Below are 18,273 nucleotides of genomic sequence, written 5' to 3' on the forward strand. Positions count from 1 at the left end.
CCCATGAACCCGATACCAATGGTTCGCGCCTCCACACGCTTCTATCAACCACACAAGCCACCTTAAGGCCTTGCCACAGTGGACACATATTGAGCGCCTAACCCCTCTCGTGTGGATCACCTTACCCCACTCATCAATCCCACACAGTTGAAAAACCCCTTTTGCAATAAATACCAACACCAAGTATTTTAATATCTTTCATGGCCCTGCTCCTTTTTTTAAAAATAGAAACTCTATGTTGGCGCATTATAACGCCCTCTTTAAGGAGGGGCACTTTTCATTAGGTTACTTCTATTCTAAGGCCAATTCGCTAAGAATATGAACAATTAAAGCTTTAATTTCTTTTCTTTCCACCCTAGATAAGTTATCCACAGCGAGATAGAATAGGTGCCTTACAAACTCTAAAATTTCTGAATTTGCACGATTATGTCATTACCAACCTCATTGTGGGATAAATGTCTCGGTTATTTGCGAGACGAAATTCCGCCGCAACAATATAACACCTGGATTCGTCCGCTGCATGCTATCGAATCCAAACAAAATGGTTTACTACTACTCGCACCGAACCGATTTGTTTTGGATTGGATCAATGAGCGTTTTCTAAACCGCATCACAGAACTTTTGGATGAGCTGTCCGACACACCTCCTCAAATAAGACTTCAAATAGGAAGTAAGTTTACAGAAACTCCAATCAAAAATTACCATAAGCCCTCTCATAGAAACGCAGCGCCTTCCCTTGAGAGCACCACGATTTCTCACACCCAAGCAAATATCAATAATAATTTTACTTTTGATAGTTTCGTCGAAGGTAAATCGAATCAATTAGCACGAGCGGCCGCCACCCAGGTAGCTGAAAATCCCGGACAAGCTTATAATCCGCTCTTTATTTATGGAGGTGTCGGGCTTGGTAAAACACATTTAATGCACGCTGTTGGCAACGCTATTTTGAGAAAAGATTCGAGTAAAAAAGTTTTATACCTCCATTCAGAACGATTTGTTGCTGATATGATCAAAGCGTTGCAACACAATGTGATGAATGAGTTTAAGCGCTTCTATCGCTCTTTAAATGCGCTGTTAATTGATGATATTCAATTTTTTGCAGGCAAGGATCGATCACAAGAAGAATTCTTCCATACTTTTAATGCGTTATTGGATGGTCAACAGCAAATCATCTTAACCTGTGACCGGTACCCCAAGGAAATTATTGGGTTAGAGGAGCGTCTCCAATCTCGATTTGGATGCGGCTTGACCGTCGCCATTGAGCCACCCGAATTGGAAACACGGGTGGCCATTTTGGTCTCAAAAGCAGAACAATTGAAGGTACATCTTCCCCACGAAGTTGCTTTCTTCATCGCCAAGCATATTCAATCCAATGTGCGGGAATTGGAAGGCGCTTTAAAGCGGGTGATCGCCAATGCCCGCTTTACGGCGCAGTCGATAACGGTTGACTTCGCCCGTGAGGCACTCAAGGATCTACTCACGCTTCAAGCTCGATTGATCACCACTGAAAATATCCAGAAAACGGTGGCTGAATATTATAAGATCAAAGTGGCCGATCTATTAGCAAAACGACGCAATCGTTCCGTCGCGCGCCCCCGACAAATGGCCATGACTCTCGCCAAAGAGCTTACTAATCACAGCCTTCCTGAAATTGGTGATGCTTTTGGAGGTAGAGATCACACGACAGTCTTACACGCCTGTCGCAAACTAAAAGAATTACTTGCTACGTCGCTGGATATCTTAGAAGATTATAAAAATCTGATGCGGATTTTGTCGAGGTAAAGAGAAGTTGGCTAAAAGAACTGTCACCTCTCCCTAGGGGGAGCGGGTTTTTAAAAACTAACTACCACGCTTCTTTGTCCTTTCCTAGCCTCTCCCGTTTCCGGGAGAGGAAGTGTGAAAAGTAGTATTGAGGGTTTTACAACTTTATCGAGAATAACACTAAGGCATTTATTTTAAAGTACTAATATTTTTTTAGGTGGGGGGGGGGAGTCTATGAAATTAAATTTGATCCGCGAAACATTATTAAAACCGTTACAATTGGTTATCGGGGTTGTCGAACGCAAACAGACCTTACCTATTCTTTCCAATGTTCTGCTCTCTATTGAAACGGATCAACTTTCTATTACAGGTACCGACCTTGAAGTCGAGCTCATTGGGCAAACCAAATTGAATAAAAATTCAACAGAATCTTATCGCCTCACCCTTCCTGGCCGAAAATTAATGGATATTTGCCGCTCTTTGCCTGACAACGCCCTTATCGAGCTTTATCGCGATAAAGAAAAAATTATTCTTCGCTCGGGCCGCAGTCGCTTCATGCTTTCTACTCTGCCTTCGGAAAACTTCCCCGCTGTAGAAAGACGTGAAAGTCAGCTTGAACTCTCTCTCCCTCAAGGCACGTTTCGCCATCTCTTGTACCGAACCCATTTTGCGATGGCCCAACAGGACGTTCGGTATTATTTGAACGGTTTATTGCTCGAAACTTACCCTAACAAATTACGCGCTATCGCCACTGACGGGCACCGCCTAGCCGCTAATACTTTACTGGTTCAAACAAACACGGAGCACCGTTTACAAATTATCATCCCACGTAAAGGAATTATTGAGCTCTTGCGTTTACTCGGGGAAGATGAAGTACTAGCCACTATTCGAATTGGGAATAATCACATCGGTATTTCTACTAACGATTTTACGTTTACTTCTAAATTAATTGAGGGCCGTTTTCCGGATTGTGAGCGCGTTATTCCGAAGGGTGGCGATAAAGAATTTGTTATTGATCGGGATATTCTAAAACAGGCCCTCAGTCGAACAGCTATTTTATGCAATGAAAAGTTTAAAGGGGTCCGTTTCGAGCTTCGACAAAGATTATTGCGAATTTTAGCCACCAATCCAGAACAAGAAGTCGCCGAAGAAGAAATTAATATCGACTATACGGGAGAAAATTTAGACATTAGTTTTAATGTCGGTTATTTGCTCGATATTCTAAATATAGTTAACTCTGGAAACATGCGATTAACCTTTTCAACGCCCGATAGCAGCGTTTTAATCAACGAAGTCGAGAATCCATCGGATAGCGCTTTTGTGGTTATGCCTATGCGCCTATAGTCAAATGCCGTATATTGAGTCCTTAAAAATTAATCAATTCCGAAATTTACCGGATGTCAACATCACGCCACATCCTCAATTTAACTTTTTTTTTGGTCAAAACGGTGTTGGGAAAACAAGCATTCTCGAATCAATCTATTACCTCAGTGTAGGGCGTTCATTTCGCACTCATCTTTCTCAACGTTTAATTCAAGACAATACTGATAGATTTTTAATTTTTATTATCCTTTACAACGGCACACAATTTATCCCACTTGGTGTAGAAAGGGACCGTCACGGCGATCGATGTTTAAGAATTAATGGCGAAACTGCTTCGAGTTGGTTTTTAGCGGCAAAGCGACTACCCCTCTGTTCTTTAAGCGCAATGAGCCATCGTTTTTTGCTCGATGGCCCCAGAGCCCGACGTCAATTTTTGGATTGGTTAATGTTTCACGTGGAACCTTCCTTTTTTCCGATTTGGCAACGCTCACAGCGATCATTAAAACAGCGCAATGCAGCGCTTAAAGCGAAACTTCCACTAGGAGAAATTATTCATTGGGACAAAATGTTAGTCGAGGATGGCGAACGACTTCATCAATTGCGTCAAAATGTAGTTACAGAATTTAAACCCTTATTTACCCAGATGCTTCAAAAATTTTTGCCAGCGCACTCTTTAATCGGTCACTATTTCCGTGGGTGGTCAGAGGAATATTCTTTAATGGAGCAACTCCAAATTAACCTGAAAAAAGATCTTCAACGGGGCTACACACAAGCCGGTCCACAACGTGCGGATTTTCGATTAACCCTTCGCGATCTTCCTGCTCAAGATATCCTTTCGCAAGGTCAACAAAAACTGGTTACTTACGCCTTGTATTTCGCTCAGGGACTTCTCCTTAAAGAAAAAACTGGCATTAGTCCCATTTATTTAATCGACGATTTAGCCGGCGAATTGGATGCGAATAAACGCGATCGCGTGATTGATTTAGTTAATTGTCTAGAATCTCAGGTATTCATTTCGGGAATTGACCCCAACGACATAAACCTCCCCTCTCACAGCGCCATGTTCCACGTGGAACATGGCAAAGTCACCGCTATACCTCACTTCTCTCTAATTTGAGCTTTTCAACGCTCAGTAGTGGGTCAGATTTTGCTGGAAAACAACAGGCGTAATTATTCATATATAACTGTCTTTTCAAGGCAAGATGCCCCTAATGAGATGTCGAACAGCTCAAGTTAGGGAGGAGAGGTATATGTAGCCTGTATGAAGTGAAGCGGAATACAGGCTACAGGATTAGATAGAACAAGTCCGAACCAATGTTTCACGCGGAACCTAAATAGGATTTCATATAAAAGTACCTATGACTTATTTAGTTTAAAATCAAATCGTTAAATAATTTAATCCTATAAAAAAATCCTCACAGGAGCTCCAATCTATGGTATAATTCGACCCTAAAAAATCACTTGGAACACAATGACCCCTAACCTTAGCACGGAGTGATAATGAGCGTGAGTGCACCACAAAAATATGACTCTTCCACTATTAAAGTCCTAAAAGGCTTAGATGCCGTTCGCAAACGCCCCGGGATGTATATTGGCGATACTGACGATGGCTCCGGGCTTCACCACATGGTCTTCGAAGTTGTTGATAACTCTATCGACGAAGCCCTAGCAGGTTTTTGCACCCATATCTGGATCACTATTCATGCTGACGGTTTTGTCAGCGTACGGGATAACGGCCGGGGCATTCCCACAGATATCCACCCAGAAGAAGGCCGATCTGCCGCCGAAGTTATTATGACGCTGCTTCACGCAGGCGGTAAATTTGATAAAAATGCTTATAAAGTCTCCGGCGGACTCCACGGCGTCGGTATTTCAGTGGTTAATGCCTTATCAGAAGAACTCTATATGACTATTCGCCAAAACGGTAACGTCTATAACCAAACCTACAAAATGGGTGTCCCGCAAGCTCCTTTGACAGTAACCGGAAAAAGTGACAAAACGGGTACTGAAATCCGTTTCAAACCCAGCAATGCTATCTTTAGTAACACGGAATTTCACTACGATATCCTCGCAAAACGGCTACGGGAGCTTGCTTTTCTCAATCTTGGTATCCGCATTGAATTGACAGATGAGCGCACAAGCAGAGGCGATACATTTGAATACGAAGGTGGCATAAAAGCTTTCGTTGAACATTTAAATAAGAAAAAAACCCCCATTCATTCAGACGTCTTCCATTTTTCCACTGAAAAGAACGATATCGTCGTGGAAGTCGCCATGCAGTGGAACGATGGATTCCAAGAAACCATTTTTTGCTTTACGAATAATATCCCTCAAAATGACGGCGGCACCCACTTAGCGGGTTTCCGAGCTGCTCTCACGCGTACCCTCAACAACTATATTGAAGGAGAAGCACTGGCTAAAAAGAGCAAACTCACTATCAACGGGGATGATACCCGCGAAGGTTTAACGGTAGTCCTTTCAGTTAAAGTGCCCGATCCAAAATTTTCATCGCAAACCAAAGATAAATTGGTCTCTTCAGAAGTTAAACCCGTGGTTGAATCTACCGTTGCTAAACAATTACACGATTACTTGCTTGAAAACCCTAAACAAGCCCGAATCATTGCAATGAAAGTCATCGATGCTGCTCGTGCCAGAAAAGCTGCCCGCAAAGCACGGGACATGACGCGACGTAAAAACGTATTAGATTTGGGAGGACTGCCTGGCAAGCTAGCCGATTGCCAAGAGAAAGATCCCGCTCTATGCGAGTTGTTCCTAGTAGAAGGTGATTCTGCTGGCGGTTCGGCTAAACAAGCGCGTGATCGACGCTATCAAGCCATTTTGCCCCTCAAAGGTAAAATTTTAAACGTTGAAAAGGCCCGTTTTGACAAAATGCTTTCTTCTGCGGAAGTCGGCACGTTAATTACTGCCCTTGGATGCGGTATTGGTAAAGAAGAATACAATCCTGATAAGCTTCGTTATCATCGGATTATCCTCATGACCGATGCCGACGTCGATGGTTCACATATCCGCACTTTGCTACTCACTTTTTTCTATCGGCAGATGTCTGAGCTCATTGAGCGTGGCCATATCTACATTGCACAACCCCCCCTATATAAGGTTAAAAAAAGTAAGAAAGAACAATACGTTAAAGACGATCTCGCTTTAGACGCGTTGTTGCTCCAATTGGCGTTGGACGGCGCTCAGTTTCATCCGGCACCTCAAGCGCCCGCTATCCAAGGTTCTGCGCTAGAGAGCTTGGCGGCCCATTATCGCACTGCAATGCGAAGTATTAATCGATTGGGTAAACGCTACCCTCTGTATATACTAAAACGGCTGCTGAACTTTCCCCCTTTAACCACTGCAGATTTGAGTGAGGAGAAAAAAGTCATTGCTTGGACACAGCGGTTGGAGGAACAGTTAAACAAACCCAAAACAGAAAATACCCTGCGTTATCAAACCATCATCAAAAAAGACGACGAACGGGAGTTGTATTTACCGATAGTTACGATTATTAATCATGGCCTCGCACAGCAACACCTTTTCCATCAAGAATTTTTCGGCTGTGCGGATTACCGTCATTTTATTAATTTATATAACAAAATTTCTGGACTCATCGAGCCGGGAGCTTATATCGTGCGGCACGACAAACGCCGAACAATTACTCATTTTGGCGAAGCGCTTGAATGGTTGATCGAGGAAGGAAAAAAAAGCCTGAATATCCAACGCTACAAAGGGTTAGGTGAAATGAATCCCGACCAGCTTTGGGAAACCACGATGGATCCCGAAAATCGTCGTTTATTATCCGTGAGTATTGAAGACGCCGTCATGGCCGATGAAATTTTTACCACCCTAATGGGCGACCAAGTCGAACCTCGTCGCCTTTTTATTGAACAAAATGCGTTGGCGGTGGAGAATTTAGACGTTTAGTAATCGTAATTCCAAGTAAAAATAAAATGAATCTCATATAGCAGATGGGCAGTCGTCGAAGGCAGCACCACTCTAATTACAGACAAGAAGTAAATTTATTTTGGAAAACAAACCGTCATTCATTTGAATTAAACGCCTTCAAAATATTAATGACGTCTCTTGCTGCTTTTTCTTTACCACAATCTTCAAAAATGTTACGGGCAGAATTTTCATATTGGTAACCTGTAAATAAGTTAAATGATAATCAGCAAGTAGAGTTTTGATTTCCTCGATATCCACGGTTTAATGATATTTCCCATAAAGCAAATAGCAGCAACCATATTTCATTTTACTTAAATCCAATGATTCTTGTAATTTCCAAATGAATAACACACTGCGTGTAAGCAAGGTTGTAAAATGAAAGGTAGATTTAACGTCTGCTGGATCTAATGCATCTAACATTAGTGCTATGACCCGTACGAATCGGCTTAGCGAAATAAGGTCTAAAAAGTTGGATAAATTGTCTCATTATAGGAGTCAACAATAAGCGACGAATACGGAGATCACTTTTTAAAGCAGTTAAATTAGGGCCAGATAAAATTAAATTATCGACCGCATATTGCTCAGCTATTTTGAAGGCCAAAAGCCCTCCCCTGGAGTGAGCAAGAATCGAGACCTTCTCGGCAACGCTTTTTAATACGAGGTAATAGTAATAGTGTAACGTAATTGGTCATCCGCAGTAGTCACTTCGAGCAAATGTGTTGAACCAATGCCAAAACCGACCAATTGTGGCGAATAAAAAGGAATTTCTCCTTTTTCCCAAGGGAAATAAAACATTAAATTCAGCCGGAGAGGCGCTGTAACCATGTAAAATTAGAACAACATGTTTTAATAAGGCTTTTTTCAGATAATATCTCGGCAAAGTCACTTTATAAGTGTTGTTCTCGTGGAAATAATTAAAACGCTTCAAATAAGTAAGCATTCTATTCTTGTGAAGATTCATCGACAATAAATTCCAACCAGGTAATAGTCCTATTAGAATTACGATGAGGAAAAGAAAATCCATTTAAATTCCGGGGGCACAGGTCCATTTCTTTATTATAATATGTTTTCAATAGGCTGTTCATCTCTATTTCAAAAGCTAAATCTTTGCGCCTCTCACAATACAATTGTTTCTCTTCCTGATTTTTCTATTTTTTTAAATTCTTCCGTAAAACGTCCTACAAAATCTGGAGATTGAAGGTTAAGAAATAAACGCGCATTCGGAGAGTCATTCTCCTTGACTGGTTGTGTTATCCAACAATTGTTGGACGCGACTCAATAAATTACAATCTTTTTCAACTAAACTAACCAACAACTCCACATATTTTCTCTAATTCTTACCCCTTTCTCAGCATCCCCTCCCGATCGATCCATCGTGAGATGCCCACAGGCTCGATAGCGACTATTAGTCTTCTCTAACATTTCAAGAATTCCATCTAGGCGTAAAAAATCAGAATTACAAAAGACGATTAATAAATCAAACAATATCCATCCTTCTTTCCATCCCGTAGGTTTTTCCCTAAACTTTCCAACCATTGCTCAATAGCATTTACCACAACCAGCAGTTCACAAATTAGTAACTACTTCGGCAAGTTAGTAAATAAATCTTTTTTGCCCCTCTGAGATAAGGATATATTCCCCGCACTAACTGAAAAATTCTTTCCCATTTATTCCGGCCACTTTTGCTTTCTCCCTAAAATTCTTGAAGGGTGGGAAAAAATCTAAATACTTAGCTTTCCTCTGGGATAAGTTTTTCACTAATAATTGATTAAGGGACTGACCACCACCGTTTTTAATTTCTAACAACTTAATTTTTTGTATTACCGTTAATCGATCAAAGTCTGACGGGAAAGGAAAAAGTAACTCCCAACCTTTATCAATAGTTAGTTCATAAGTCTCTTTCTTCTGCTGAAAAAAGTACGCGTCGCTAAATTCGTATTTAATTTCCGGCTCCTTTTCTCCTTCCTCTCTTGGTTTTAGGGGGGCAATCGTGACATTAATCTATATTCGTTTCAATTTAAAAAATACATTTTACCTTCAAAATCTGAACAAAATATTAACTCCCACAAAAATTTGGAAACCCCTTGAAGTAGAAAGTAGACCAATGAAAAGTACCCCCCCTTAAAGAGGGCGTTATAATGCGCCAACATAGAGTTTCTATTTTTAAAAAAAGGAGCAGGGCCATGAAAGATATTAAAATACTTGGTAATGCAACCGCTTCTTTTCATCAAAACTGATTGTTAACAACAAGGGTGGGTCCATCCATATACGTGTGAGCGAAGCGGAATACGGGAAATTGGCGTTATTTCCCGTATCTTACCCTTTTTCAAACCCTCCTTGTGAGGAAGATGTTCGAATAAGTAATAGGCCAAACTTAAAGTCGCTTTTTCACGATAGATTTTCCAAGTTTTGGGAAGGGGCAATGGCTTTAGATTTTTCTCAGTTTCTACGTAAATAAAAGCATTCGAGGCCAATAGCTTGCTGTCTTCCAAATGGAGAGCGGCTTTTTCGACAAGGTTTTTATAAAAAGGGGGGTCGAGAAACACGATATTGTAAGAAGTTGCGGTTAAAGAAGGGATAACGCTTGCAAAATCTCCGCAAAGTACTTGAGCATTGCTGGCTTGTAAAATCTCAACATTTTTCCTCAATTTATCAACCAAATAACGTGAATGATCAACAAAGGTGGCTTGTGCCGCTCCACGAGATAAGGCTTCGAGTCCCAGGGCACCACTGCCGGTGAATAAATCCAGACAATGCGCATCAACGATATAAGGGGCTAACCAGTTAAACAAGGTTTCACGAATGCGATCTGTGGTGGGGCGCAAATCGGATAAATCCGGAAAATCAATTTTTCGGCTGCGCCATTTTCCTCCAATGATTCTTAGTTTACCACCCATTTTTTAGCTTTAGAAAAATATTATAAGAATCCTCAAGGCCATTTATATCATTATCTTCAAGTCCCAGCCATCTTAATTTTGGGTTTCGTCACTCCCGCTTGTGGTAATGATAGGGTGCCTCCCACTATTCCTCTCCCCCTTCAGGGGAGTTGACGATCCTACTTCAACGATTCTTAACTGGGCAGGGCGAATAGTCTTCTGGAATGCCGCGGTCACTTGCTGCGTATCTACCGCTCGGATATTCTGACGATAAGTATCTAAATAATCTAATGGCAACCCATAAAAAACCATATTAGTGACATTCGCCAACACGCTTGCATTCGTGGACAATTGCAATGGAAGGTTACCGATGATATTTTTTTTCGCCGCTTGTAGTTGCAATAACGTAGGTCCTTTTTCTACAAAATGCTGCAAAACAGACTGGGTGATTTTTAAGGCATCGACTGCTTTATCTTTGCCGGTCTGTAAAGAAATATAAAAAGGACCACCGTATTTTAACGGCGCCAATTGGCTATAAGCCCCGTAAGTCAATCCGCGTTGGTTCCTCACTTGCTCAAATAAAAGAGAGGATAAAGGCAATCCTCCCAATACCTGATTGCCGACCACCAAAGGGAAATAATCAGCGCTGACCAGTTTAATGGCCACTTGTCCTAAAATAATGGTGGTTTGTTGCGCTAAAAAGGGATCTGTCGCCGCAACATACCGCTTGCTGTTATCGCTTTGGGTAGCACCGGCACCGGTTTTCCAGTTGGCAAAGCGCCAATCACTTGTGCGGCGATTCCTTGTGCTTGTTTGCAAGTTAAATCGCCGACGATCACTACGTTAGCATTATTGGCGACGTAAAATTTTTGATAGAACGATTTCACTTCATCATTCGTTATGGCATTAATGGTCTTTATCGTTCCCTCGGGGGGATGGCTATACGGGTGCGTTCCATAAATAGCCGAATAAAAAGCTTTTGAAGCTACAACATTGGGCGACTGTTCATTGTATTCAATATTGGACAGCAGTTGGTGCTTCACTCGAATAAAAGCTTTTTGCGGAAAAGTAGGCCCGACCAAGACATCAGCAAAAGCTTTTAGTGCCGGTTTCAAAAAATCCGGTCTCGTTAAACTTCGCAAACTGAGCATCGCCATATCACGATCAACACCATTAGGATATTGAGCACCGACGCGGTCAAAAGCCGCGGCGATTTGATCCGCATTCTGCGTTGCCGTTCCTTCCGCTAACATTGAATTAGTAAATGAAGCCAACCCCCACGCCTGACCATCGTACGACGAACCAGCCGCAAACACGACTTGAATATCCAGCATTGGAATTTCCGACGCTCGAACGAAATAAACCTTTGCACCGTTTTTTGTGTCCCAATGTTGAATATTTACAAGGGGTGTGGATTCACTCGCAAAAAGGTTCAATGAAATGAATAAACTGATGATAACAATGAGCAAACACATCAGTGTAACCCCGCCGATAACGGCTGAACGAGGGGGTTGAGTGGGTTCGCCTGTCGGTTGCAAAACCCCAATCGTAAGGTGGCGCGGAATTAAATACAATTGAGCGACTTGTTGTATTTGCTTCGCCGTTACCGCCTCAATATTTTTCACATAATCTTGCGAAGATTGCCAGGATAAACCGATCACCTCTGCCCCTCCGATGTCCATCGCTTGATTCATTAACGAATCTTGATTATAAATATTTTGCGCGATCACTTGTGCTTTCACGCGCTTGAGTTCTTCTTCGCTCACCGGGTCCGTTTGAAGCTTTTTAATTTCGTTGGTAAATGCCTCTTTTAATTCAGTAATAGAATGAGCTCGCGCCGAAATTCCAAATAAAACAAATTGATTACTGTGCAGTTGATAAAGTTGATAGTCCATTGCAGCCTGGCTCGCCATTTGTTTCCCGCGAATTAAATCGCGCGAAAAACGCGAACTACCTCTGCCGCCCAACAGCAACAGAGTAAGTAGACAATACATCAAGCGCGTACGGCTGCCATTTTTCTTTTGTCGTGGTTAACGACGGCGTTTGATAACCCATCATGATCATTGGTAACCGAGCAGGCACTTCGATCTTAACAGACGTTGTACCCAAGGGTGGAATTTCAATCCGCGGTTTTAAGTGGGGTACTGGTTTTACTTCCAATGGGCCGAAGTATGCTTTCACCAACGCTAATATTTGTTCCGGATTTACAGCACCGACAACTACGACAATGGAATTATTGGGAACATACCACGCATGGTACCAATCTCGCACGTCTTGCACTGTCATGTGTTGCAAATCGGTCATCCATCCAATGGCTTGGTGGTGATAAGGACTATTAACAAACGCTGCTGCCATAAAACGTTCATATGCTAAGCTCGTGGGATTATTGTCATAACGCATGTGCCGCTCTTCCATCACGACCTGGATTTCTTTATCAAAATCATTTTTACTCAATACTAAATTGTGCATACGATCGGCTTCTAATCGGAAGGCCGTGGGCAGCTGATCTGCACTTAAGCGTTCAAAATAAACGGTAAAATCATCAGCGGTCATGGCGTTTTGTTCACCACCTACATCACTGATTTCTTTTTCAAACGCACCGGCGGGGTATTTTTGAGTGCCGCGGAACATCATGTGTTCTAATACGTGCGAAATGCCGCTAACGCCGTTGTGCTCATAACTACCACCGACTTTGTACCACACGGAAGTAAAGACCATCGGCACTCGATGGTCTTCTTTGACGATTAATTTAAGCCCATTGTCTAACTGATACGTATGGATAGAACCGGCTTGCACAAAATCAAAACACACCATCAGTAATAAACTAATAATCCAGCGGTATCTGTATCTATGTACTGCTCATCAGCTCGGCTCTGCTCCACTTTAACGTTCCATGCTATGAACTGTTCAGCCTGTGGATAGAAACGCCCATTTTTGGCCGATCTAGGACGAAAAATCCGCTCAAAGTGCTCACATTGTATTCGTATACACTGCGCGCGGGCGCTCTTCGCGAACTTTGCGTCCCACTTCGGCTCAAAACTGGACGTTTGACGTTTGCAGCCTTGCACGCACGTTAGGTGCCTGAATAGTTTACATGCTACGATAGCATACAGGCATTGTAACGCTTTTTAACAGGAATTCCACCGATGTTCGGCTTTTCAAAATCAAAACCGCCGCTCAATAAAAATAACGAAACTTCAAAACCAAAAAAAGGATGGTTCGGCCGACTTAATGAAAGTCTCAAGCGCACACGCAGCCGATTGACGGATGGGCTAAGCAACCTCGTGCTTGGAAAGAAAACGATCGATGCTTCTTTGTTGGAGGAATTGGAAATGATCCTATTATCCGCGGATATAGGAATAGAAGCCACTCAATCAATTCTTAATAATCTTTCCCAACAAGTGGCTCGAAAATCACTTTCCGATCCTAATGCATTAATTGATGCTTTAAAAATCGAGTTACTCAATATATTGGAGCCTTGCCAAAAACTCTTAGAAATTAACGCATCGCCCTTTGTTATTTTAACCGTCGGAGTGAATGGTGTAGGAAAAACAACCACCATTGCAAAGCTCGCTCATTTTTATCAATTACAAAAAAAACTGGTGATGCTGGCAGCAGGCGATACTTTTCGTGCAGGAGCCATTGAACAATTACAAACATGGGGAAAGCATAATAATGCTCCTGTGATCGCTCAACAACCCGGGGCCGACAGTGCTTCGGTGATTTACGATGCCATGAAAGCGGCCACGGCGCGGCATTGCCACCTTCTAATTGCCGACACAGCGGGTCGATTGCATACGCAATCCCATCTCATGGACGAACTGGCAAAAATTAAGCGCGTAATAGAAAAAATTAATCCCGACGCACCACAGGAAACGTTATTAGTGCTCGACGCCGGCACGGGACAAAATGCAATTAATCAAGCGGAACAATTCCACGAACACATCGGCTTGACTGGCATCGCCATCACCAAATTAGACGGTACCGCTAAAGGCGGCGTAATTTTTGCCATCACCAAAAAAATGCAACTACCTATCCGCTTTATCGGAATTGGCGAAAAAATTGAGGATTTAAAACCTTTTAATGCGAAAGAATTCATCGCTGCTTTGTTTAAGGAGTAATCATTTGTGATCCGTTTTGTCAACGTCACCAAAAATTATCCCAATGGGCACCAAGCGCTTAAATAATATTTCTTTCACATTATCGCGCTTATCTAAGAGAGAAACTCCTTATTTAAGACGCCGCATTGGATAAAGTCAGTTTATTAAAAAAAGAAAAATTATACCCTTTTTCTTTATCTACTGATGAACAGCAGCGCATCGGTATCGCGCGCACAATTATTAATAAACCGATGTTAGTCATTGCCGATGAACCGACGGGAAATTTAGATCCCGAATTATCTTCAGAAATTATGTGTTTGTTTGAAGCTTTCAATGCCGTAAGGGTTACGATTCTCTTCGCGACCCACGATTTGTCACTCATTGCTCCATTAAATTATCGGATCATTACTGTAAAAGAAGGGTGGTTAGTGGAATGAATAAACGCGATCAAAAATGTTTTAATCGTTTAATGTTATGGATCGTTAATCATAGCCGCGCTTGCCTTTATGGATTGGGAGAACTAATTCGGACGCCCTTAGCCAGCATAATGACAATCGCTGTTATTGGAGTAGCAATGGCTTTACCGACAGGGTTTTATTTATTCTTACAAAATTTCCAAACTTTGAGTACACCATGGAATGGAAAGCCTACTATTTCACTTTACCTCAAATTAAATACGCCCGATTCAAAAATAAACCAAGTGATTGCCCAACTTAAGAATCGCAGCGATATTTCAAACATCCAATATACTTCCGCAGAAAATGGGCTTAGTGAGTTAAAAAAATCGATGGGGTTGGATGATGTTATTAACACCCTCTCATCCAATCCGCTACCGCCAGTGCTCACCATTATCCCTACTACAAATAATCCTGCCGCATTATAAAAGTTACTATTGAATTTAAAAACCTTACCGCTGGTTGAAGGTTGCGCAATTAGATTTTACATGGGTGGAACGCTCACACCACTTGATTACGCTTGGGCAACGCATAACGGACACTTTAGCAATTCTATTAAGCGTCGGTGTTTTCTCATTATCGGTAACACTCTTCGCCTCGCCACGGACAATTATCGGCAAGAAATTACCATTCTCAAGCTGGTTCGGGGCAAAACACCCTCTTTCATTGGTGCCCGCTTTTATATCGCGGTTTTTTACGGCTTCCTAGGCGGCTGGGTAGCGTGGTTTTTGGTAAGTATTTTACTGTTAGAAACCGCCTCCCCAACCTTACTGCTAGTGGCCACTTACAATTACCATTATGTTATCCACGGATTAAGCATAAAAACGGGAGTTTCTATTATTTTAATTGCTATCCTCATGGGGCTCTATGCGGCTCCTCCTGGCTCGTCATTTATCGGCACTTAACGCCGTAGAACGTCTTTAAACACTCTGCCATATTCACAGTAAATTTGGCCGTATTTATGAAAAGACATCCCGAAAAGCAAAATTATGCAACATCCTCTAGAAAGAAACGCGTCTCTCAGGTTCTCTTGCTAGAAAAAGAAATTGTCGCTTCTAATTTCCTACGCCATAATGAAGTGTACTTAACTGTAAAGAATTACAATGGCACAAGCAAAACTCCCCAGTAAAGGGCAAATTACTTTGCCAAATGTAATTAAAAAAACTTCTCTGTATCGATACCGGCGATAAGGTTGAGTTTGTTATTGAGCCTGACGGGAAAGTTATCGTGGCCGCAAAGACCCCCGGTGTCAAACAAATCTACGGTATTGTAAAAACCATGAAATCCGTTGATACTAACCTTCTTGTACGAGTTTTAGTCCGCGATAATGACGTACAAGCACATCGCACCTTCAATTATATCCAACGCCACAAAGAAGTCTTTGTCAGCCTCATTGTTTTATGCAAACTGACATGGATACTAGAAGATTGTTATACAATAAGAAAAGGAATTATAACAATCATTGAAGCAGTATTAAAAACTGATTAATTTTCTTTCGAAAATTCTGACATCGCCTGGGTAGCTTTAGAAATCTACAAAAAAATGCCTTAGATTTTGCCGACTGTTTAATCGGGGCTTGCACTAAGTAATACGACTGCGAAATGACAGGCACTCTTGGTAGAAAAGCTGGGAAGTGTCAATGGATTAAGTTGGTATAGCACTTCTTCAAAAACGCTGTTAGAATGAGCCCTCAATTAAATAACATATTCAAATTTTGAGCAAAATAAGCCATGAGCCAATTTCTCACACGCGTTGAAGAACGCCCGTTGTCAATTGGGAGTATAGGTAGCTACATCAGCTGGGTGAACCGCATACCGCTGCTCAGTGCAGAGGAAGAATACGACTTAGCTAATAAATTCAGACAAAGCAACGACCTAGGAGCTGCCCGCAAATTAGTGCTTTCGCATTTGCGGTTTGTCGTGCGAATTGCCCGCAGTTATTCAGGCTATGGCCTCTCGCAAGCAGACCTCATTCAAGAGGGTAACATCGGTTTAATGAAGGCGGTCAAGCGCTTTGACCCTCAAGTCGGTGTACGATTAGTGTCTTTCGCTGTGCATTGGATTCGCGCAGAAATTTATGAATTTATTCTGAAGAACTGGCGTATCGTTAAAATTGCTACGACCAAAACGCAGCGAAAACTCTTTTTCAACCTGCGCAAACACGCCAAAAAACGGGGCTGGTTTAGCGATCACGAAGCTTTTACATTGGCAGAAGAATTAAATGTCAGCGCGGAAGACGTGCGCCAAATGGAAGAAAGGTTAAATAGTTACGATGAAGCCTTTGACGGCGCTGACGAAGAAAGTGACAGCGGTACCCCCAGTTGGGGCGCCCCTGCGCATTATCTTGAAGACAAACGCTACAATCCAGCCCTGCAATTGGAACGCAGCAACTGGGCTGACGATCAGGAGCACCGATTGCACGATGCAATGCAATTGTTGGATGATCGAAGTCGAGATATTCTATGTCAGCGTTGGTTAAATGAAAAAAAATCAACGCTTCATGAATTAGCAGCACAATACGCTGTTTCTGCCGAACGTATTCGGCAGCTTGAAAAAAACGCCATGCAGAAAATTCGAACCACTATGACAGAGTAATAATTTTTAACTCTAAGGGGAATAGATCGTGAAGAACTGTTTGACTTCATTATTTTTAGCCGGAACCTTGACCGCAGGCGTGGCGATAGCCGGCTCGTCTCAATCCAGTTTTTCTCCCCAACAAGTCAAAGACATACAAAGCATCATCCACGATTATTTAGTCAACCACCCAGAAGTTGTAGTAGAAGCATCCCAAGCGTGGCAAAAACAAACAGAAGCACAACAACAGGAACATGCCGCAAAAGCAATCAAGGAAAATGCAAAACAATTATTTAACGACCCCACCTCACCAGTGGCAGGCAATCCGCAAGGGAATGTTACATTAGTTGAGTTTTTCGATTATCAATGCGGTTATTGCAAAGCTATGAATTCCGTTATCCAATCTATCGTGAAACGAAATAAAAACCTCCGCGTTGTCTTCAAAGAACTATCCATTTTTGGCGGCCAATCACAATATGCTGCCAAAGCATCATTGGCAGCCGCTAAACAAAGAAAATACTATGATTTCCACAACGCGCTGCTTAGTGTTGACGGACAATTATCAGAACAAATCACCCTCAAAACCGCAGAAAAATTAGGATTAAATCTCGCTCAGCTAAAGAAAGAGATGGACAATCCTGCTACTCAAAAACAACTGCGTGATAATTTCCAATTAGCTCAATCGCTGGAGCTAGCGGGCACCCCGACGTTCGTTATTGGAAACAAAACGTTAGCCAAATTCGGTTTTATACCAGGCGCCACCTCACAGCAGAACCTTCAAAAAGAAATCGACCGAGTAGGGAAGTAATAAAATTCTCACTGATACAACCCCTCTTCTCCACCCCAACGGGAGAGGTCAAAAGGCTCTAAGCCTCACCCTATCGTTATCCAAGTGGTAAAGACTAAAAACTTAAAACCCGTCCTTTCCGCGCAGGTACCTAGAGCTCAACTTAAGGGGGCGAGGTAAAGAGGGAATATCAAGTAGTTGAAAAAATGTCTGTCGTTTCCGTGCGTAGGCTGCCTACCGACAGACAAAGAATCGAGGGCTTTCACGGCCGAAGCCACGGGAGTCCTGGCTAAAAGGCTAAGAAAAACACCGATGGTGCTTTTCTTAGCCTTTTAGCCAGGATCCTCCCGACTCGGCCGTGAAGGTTTTGTATGCTTCAATTAATACAGCAGATGCCCCCGCGGGAGGACGACGGGTTTTTAAGTTTTTCACGCTTCACCACGGGTGGGT

The 18,273-nt window shown here is 42.3% G+C and carries 12 protein-coding genes and 6 pseudogenes; 10 read left to right on the top strand and 8 right to left on the bottom strand.

What is annotated here, in order from left to right:
* Positions 1-202, bottom strand: a pseudogene (locus tag OWO34_RS08665) (IS110 family transposase); the annotation flags it as partial.
* 89 nt (positions 203-291) lie between these two features.
* Positions 292-408, bottom strand: a complete 117-nt coding sequence (locus OWO34_RS08670; protein ID WP_267257219.1) for a hypothetical protein — start codon at positions 406-408, stop codon at positions 292-294.
* Between the two features lie 18 nt (positions 409-426).
* Between OWO34_RS08670 and dnaA the strand changes: the two genes are divergently transcribed.
* From dnaA to gyrB, 4 genes are all read left to right on the top strand, one after another.
* Positions 427-1,782, top strand: coding sequence for a chromosomal replication initiator protein DnaA (gene dnaA / locus OWO34_RS08675; RefSeq protein ID WP_267257208.1), 1,356 nt, complete (start codon positions 427-429; stop codon positions 1,780-1,782).
* 213 nt (positions 1,783-1,995) lie between these two features.
* The gene (gene dnaN / locus OWO34_RS08680; protein ID WP_267257209.1) at positions 1,996-3,105 is read left to right on the top strand and encodes a DNA polymerase III subunit beta; all 1,110 of its coding nucleotides are present in this window, start codon (positions 1,996-1,998) and stop codon (positions 3,103-3,105) included.
* A gap of 4 nt (positions 3,106-3,109) precedes the next feature.
* Positions 3,110-4,201, top strand: a complete 1,092-nt coding sequence (recF, locus tag OWO34_RS08685) for a DNA replication/repair protein RecF (protein WP_267257210.1) — start codon at positions 3,110-3,112, stop codon at positions 4,199-4,201.
* 383 nt (positions 4,202-4,584) lie between these two features.
* The gene (gyrB, locus tag OWO34_RS08690) at positions 4,585-7,011 is read left to right on the top strand and encodes a DNA topoisomerase (ATP-hydrolyzing) subunit B (RefSeq protein WP_267257211.1); all 2,427 of its coding nucleotides are present in this window, start codon (positions 4,585-4,587) and stop codon (positions 7,009-7,011) included.
* A 282-nt stretch (positions 7,012-7,293) separates the two neighbouring features.
* On the opposite strand, the gene OWO34_RS08695 is transcribed toward gyrB, so the two are convergent.
* From OWO34_RS08695 to OWO34_RS08725, 6 genes and pseudogenes are all read right to left on the bottom strand, one after another.
* Positions 7,294-7,452 carry a hypothetical protein gene (locus tag OWO34_RS08695; RefSeq protein WP_267257212.1) on the bottom strand — a complete coding sequence of 53 codons (159 nt, stop codon included), beginning with the start codon at positions 7,450-7,452 and terminating at the stop codon, positions 7,294-7,296.
* Between the two features lie 231 nt (positions 7,453-7,683).
* Positions 7,684-7,857, bottom strand: coding sequence for a hypothetical protein (locus OWO34_RS08700; RefSeq protein WP_267257213.1), 174 nt, complete (start codon positions 7,855-7,857; stop codon positions 7,684-7,686).
* A 474-nt stretch (positions 7,858-8,331) separates the two neighbouring features.
* Positions 8,332-8,568, bottom strand: a complete 237-nt coding sequence (locus OWO34_RS08705; RefSeq protein ID WP_267257214.1) for a hypothetical protein — start codon at positions 8,566-8,568, stop codon at positions 8,332-8,334.
* A gap of 782 nt (positions 8,569-9,350) precedes the next feature.
* Positions 9,351-9,929: pseudogene (gene rsmD, locus OWO34_RS08715) on the bottom strand (16S rRNA (guanine(966)-N(2))-methyltransferase RsmD); the annotation flags it as partial.
* A 72-nt stretch (positions 9,930-10,001) separates the two neighbouring features.
* Positions 10,002-11,242: pseudogene (locus OWO34_RS08720) on the bottom strand (M16 family metallopeptidase).
* 140 nt (positions 11,243-11,382) lie between these two features.
* Positions 11,383-12,722, bottom strand: a pseudogene (locus OWO34_RS08725) (M16 family metallopeptidase).
* A gap of 332 nt (positions 12,723-13,054) precedes the next feature.
* Between OWO34_RS08725 and ftsY the strand changes: the two are divergent.
* From ftsY to OWO34_RS08755, 6 genes and pseudogenes are all read left to right on the top strand, one after another.
* Positions 13,055-14,029, top strand: a complete 975-nt coding sequence (ftsY, locus tag OWO34_RS08730) for a signal recognition particle-docking protein FtsY (protein WP_267257215.1) — start codon at positions 13,055-13,057, stop codon at positions 14,027-14,029.
* Between the two features lie 6 nt (positions 14,030-14,035).
* Positions 14,036-14,445, top strand: a pseudogene (locus OWO34_RS08735) (cell division ATP-binding protein FtsE).
* Positions 14,442-15,387, top strand: a pseudogene (locus tag OWO34_RS08740) (cell division protein FtsX). The pseudogenes OWO34_RS08735 and OWO34_RS08740 overlap by 4 nt, the downstream one beginning before the upstream one ends.
* Before the next feature lie 303 nt (positions 15,388-15,690).
* Complete coding sequence (locus OWO34_RS08745; protein WP_267257216.1) at positions 15,691-15,951, top strand: PIN domain-containing protein; 261 nt, start codon at positions 15,691-15,693, stop codon at positions 15,949-15,951.
* Between the two features lie 242 nt (positions 15,952-16,193).
* Positions 16,194-17,057 (top strand): RNA polymerase sigma factor RpoH, encoded by an 864-nt coding sequence (gene rpoH / locus OWO34_RS08750; RefSeq protein WP_267257217.1) that lies wholly within the window; start codon positions 16,194-16,196, stop codon positions 17,055-17,057.
* A gap of 28 nt (positions 17,058-17,085) precedes the next feature.
* On the top strand, positions 17,086-17,844 hold the full coding sequence (locus OWO34_RS08755) for a DsbA family protein (protein ID WP_267257218.1): 759 nt from the start codon (positions 17,086-17,088) through the stop codon (positions 17,842-17,844).
* Positions 17,845-18,273: the final 429 nt, after the last annotated feature.

Origin of the sequence: Coxiella endosymbiont of Ornithodoros maritimus (genome assembly GCF_907164965.1) — a bacterium.
Taxonomy (GTDB): Bacteria; Pseudomonadota; Gammaproteobacteria; order Coxiellales; family Coxiellaceae; genus Coxiella.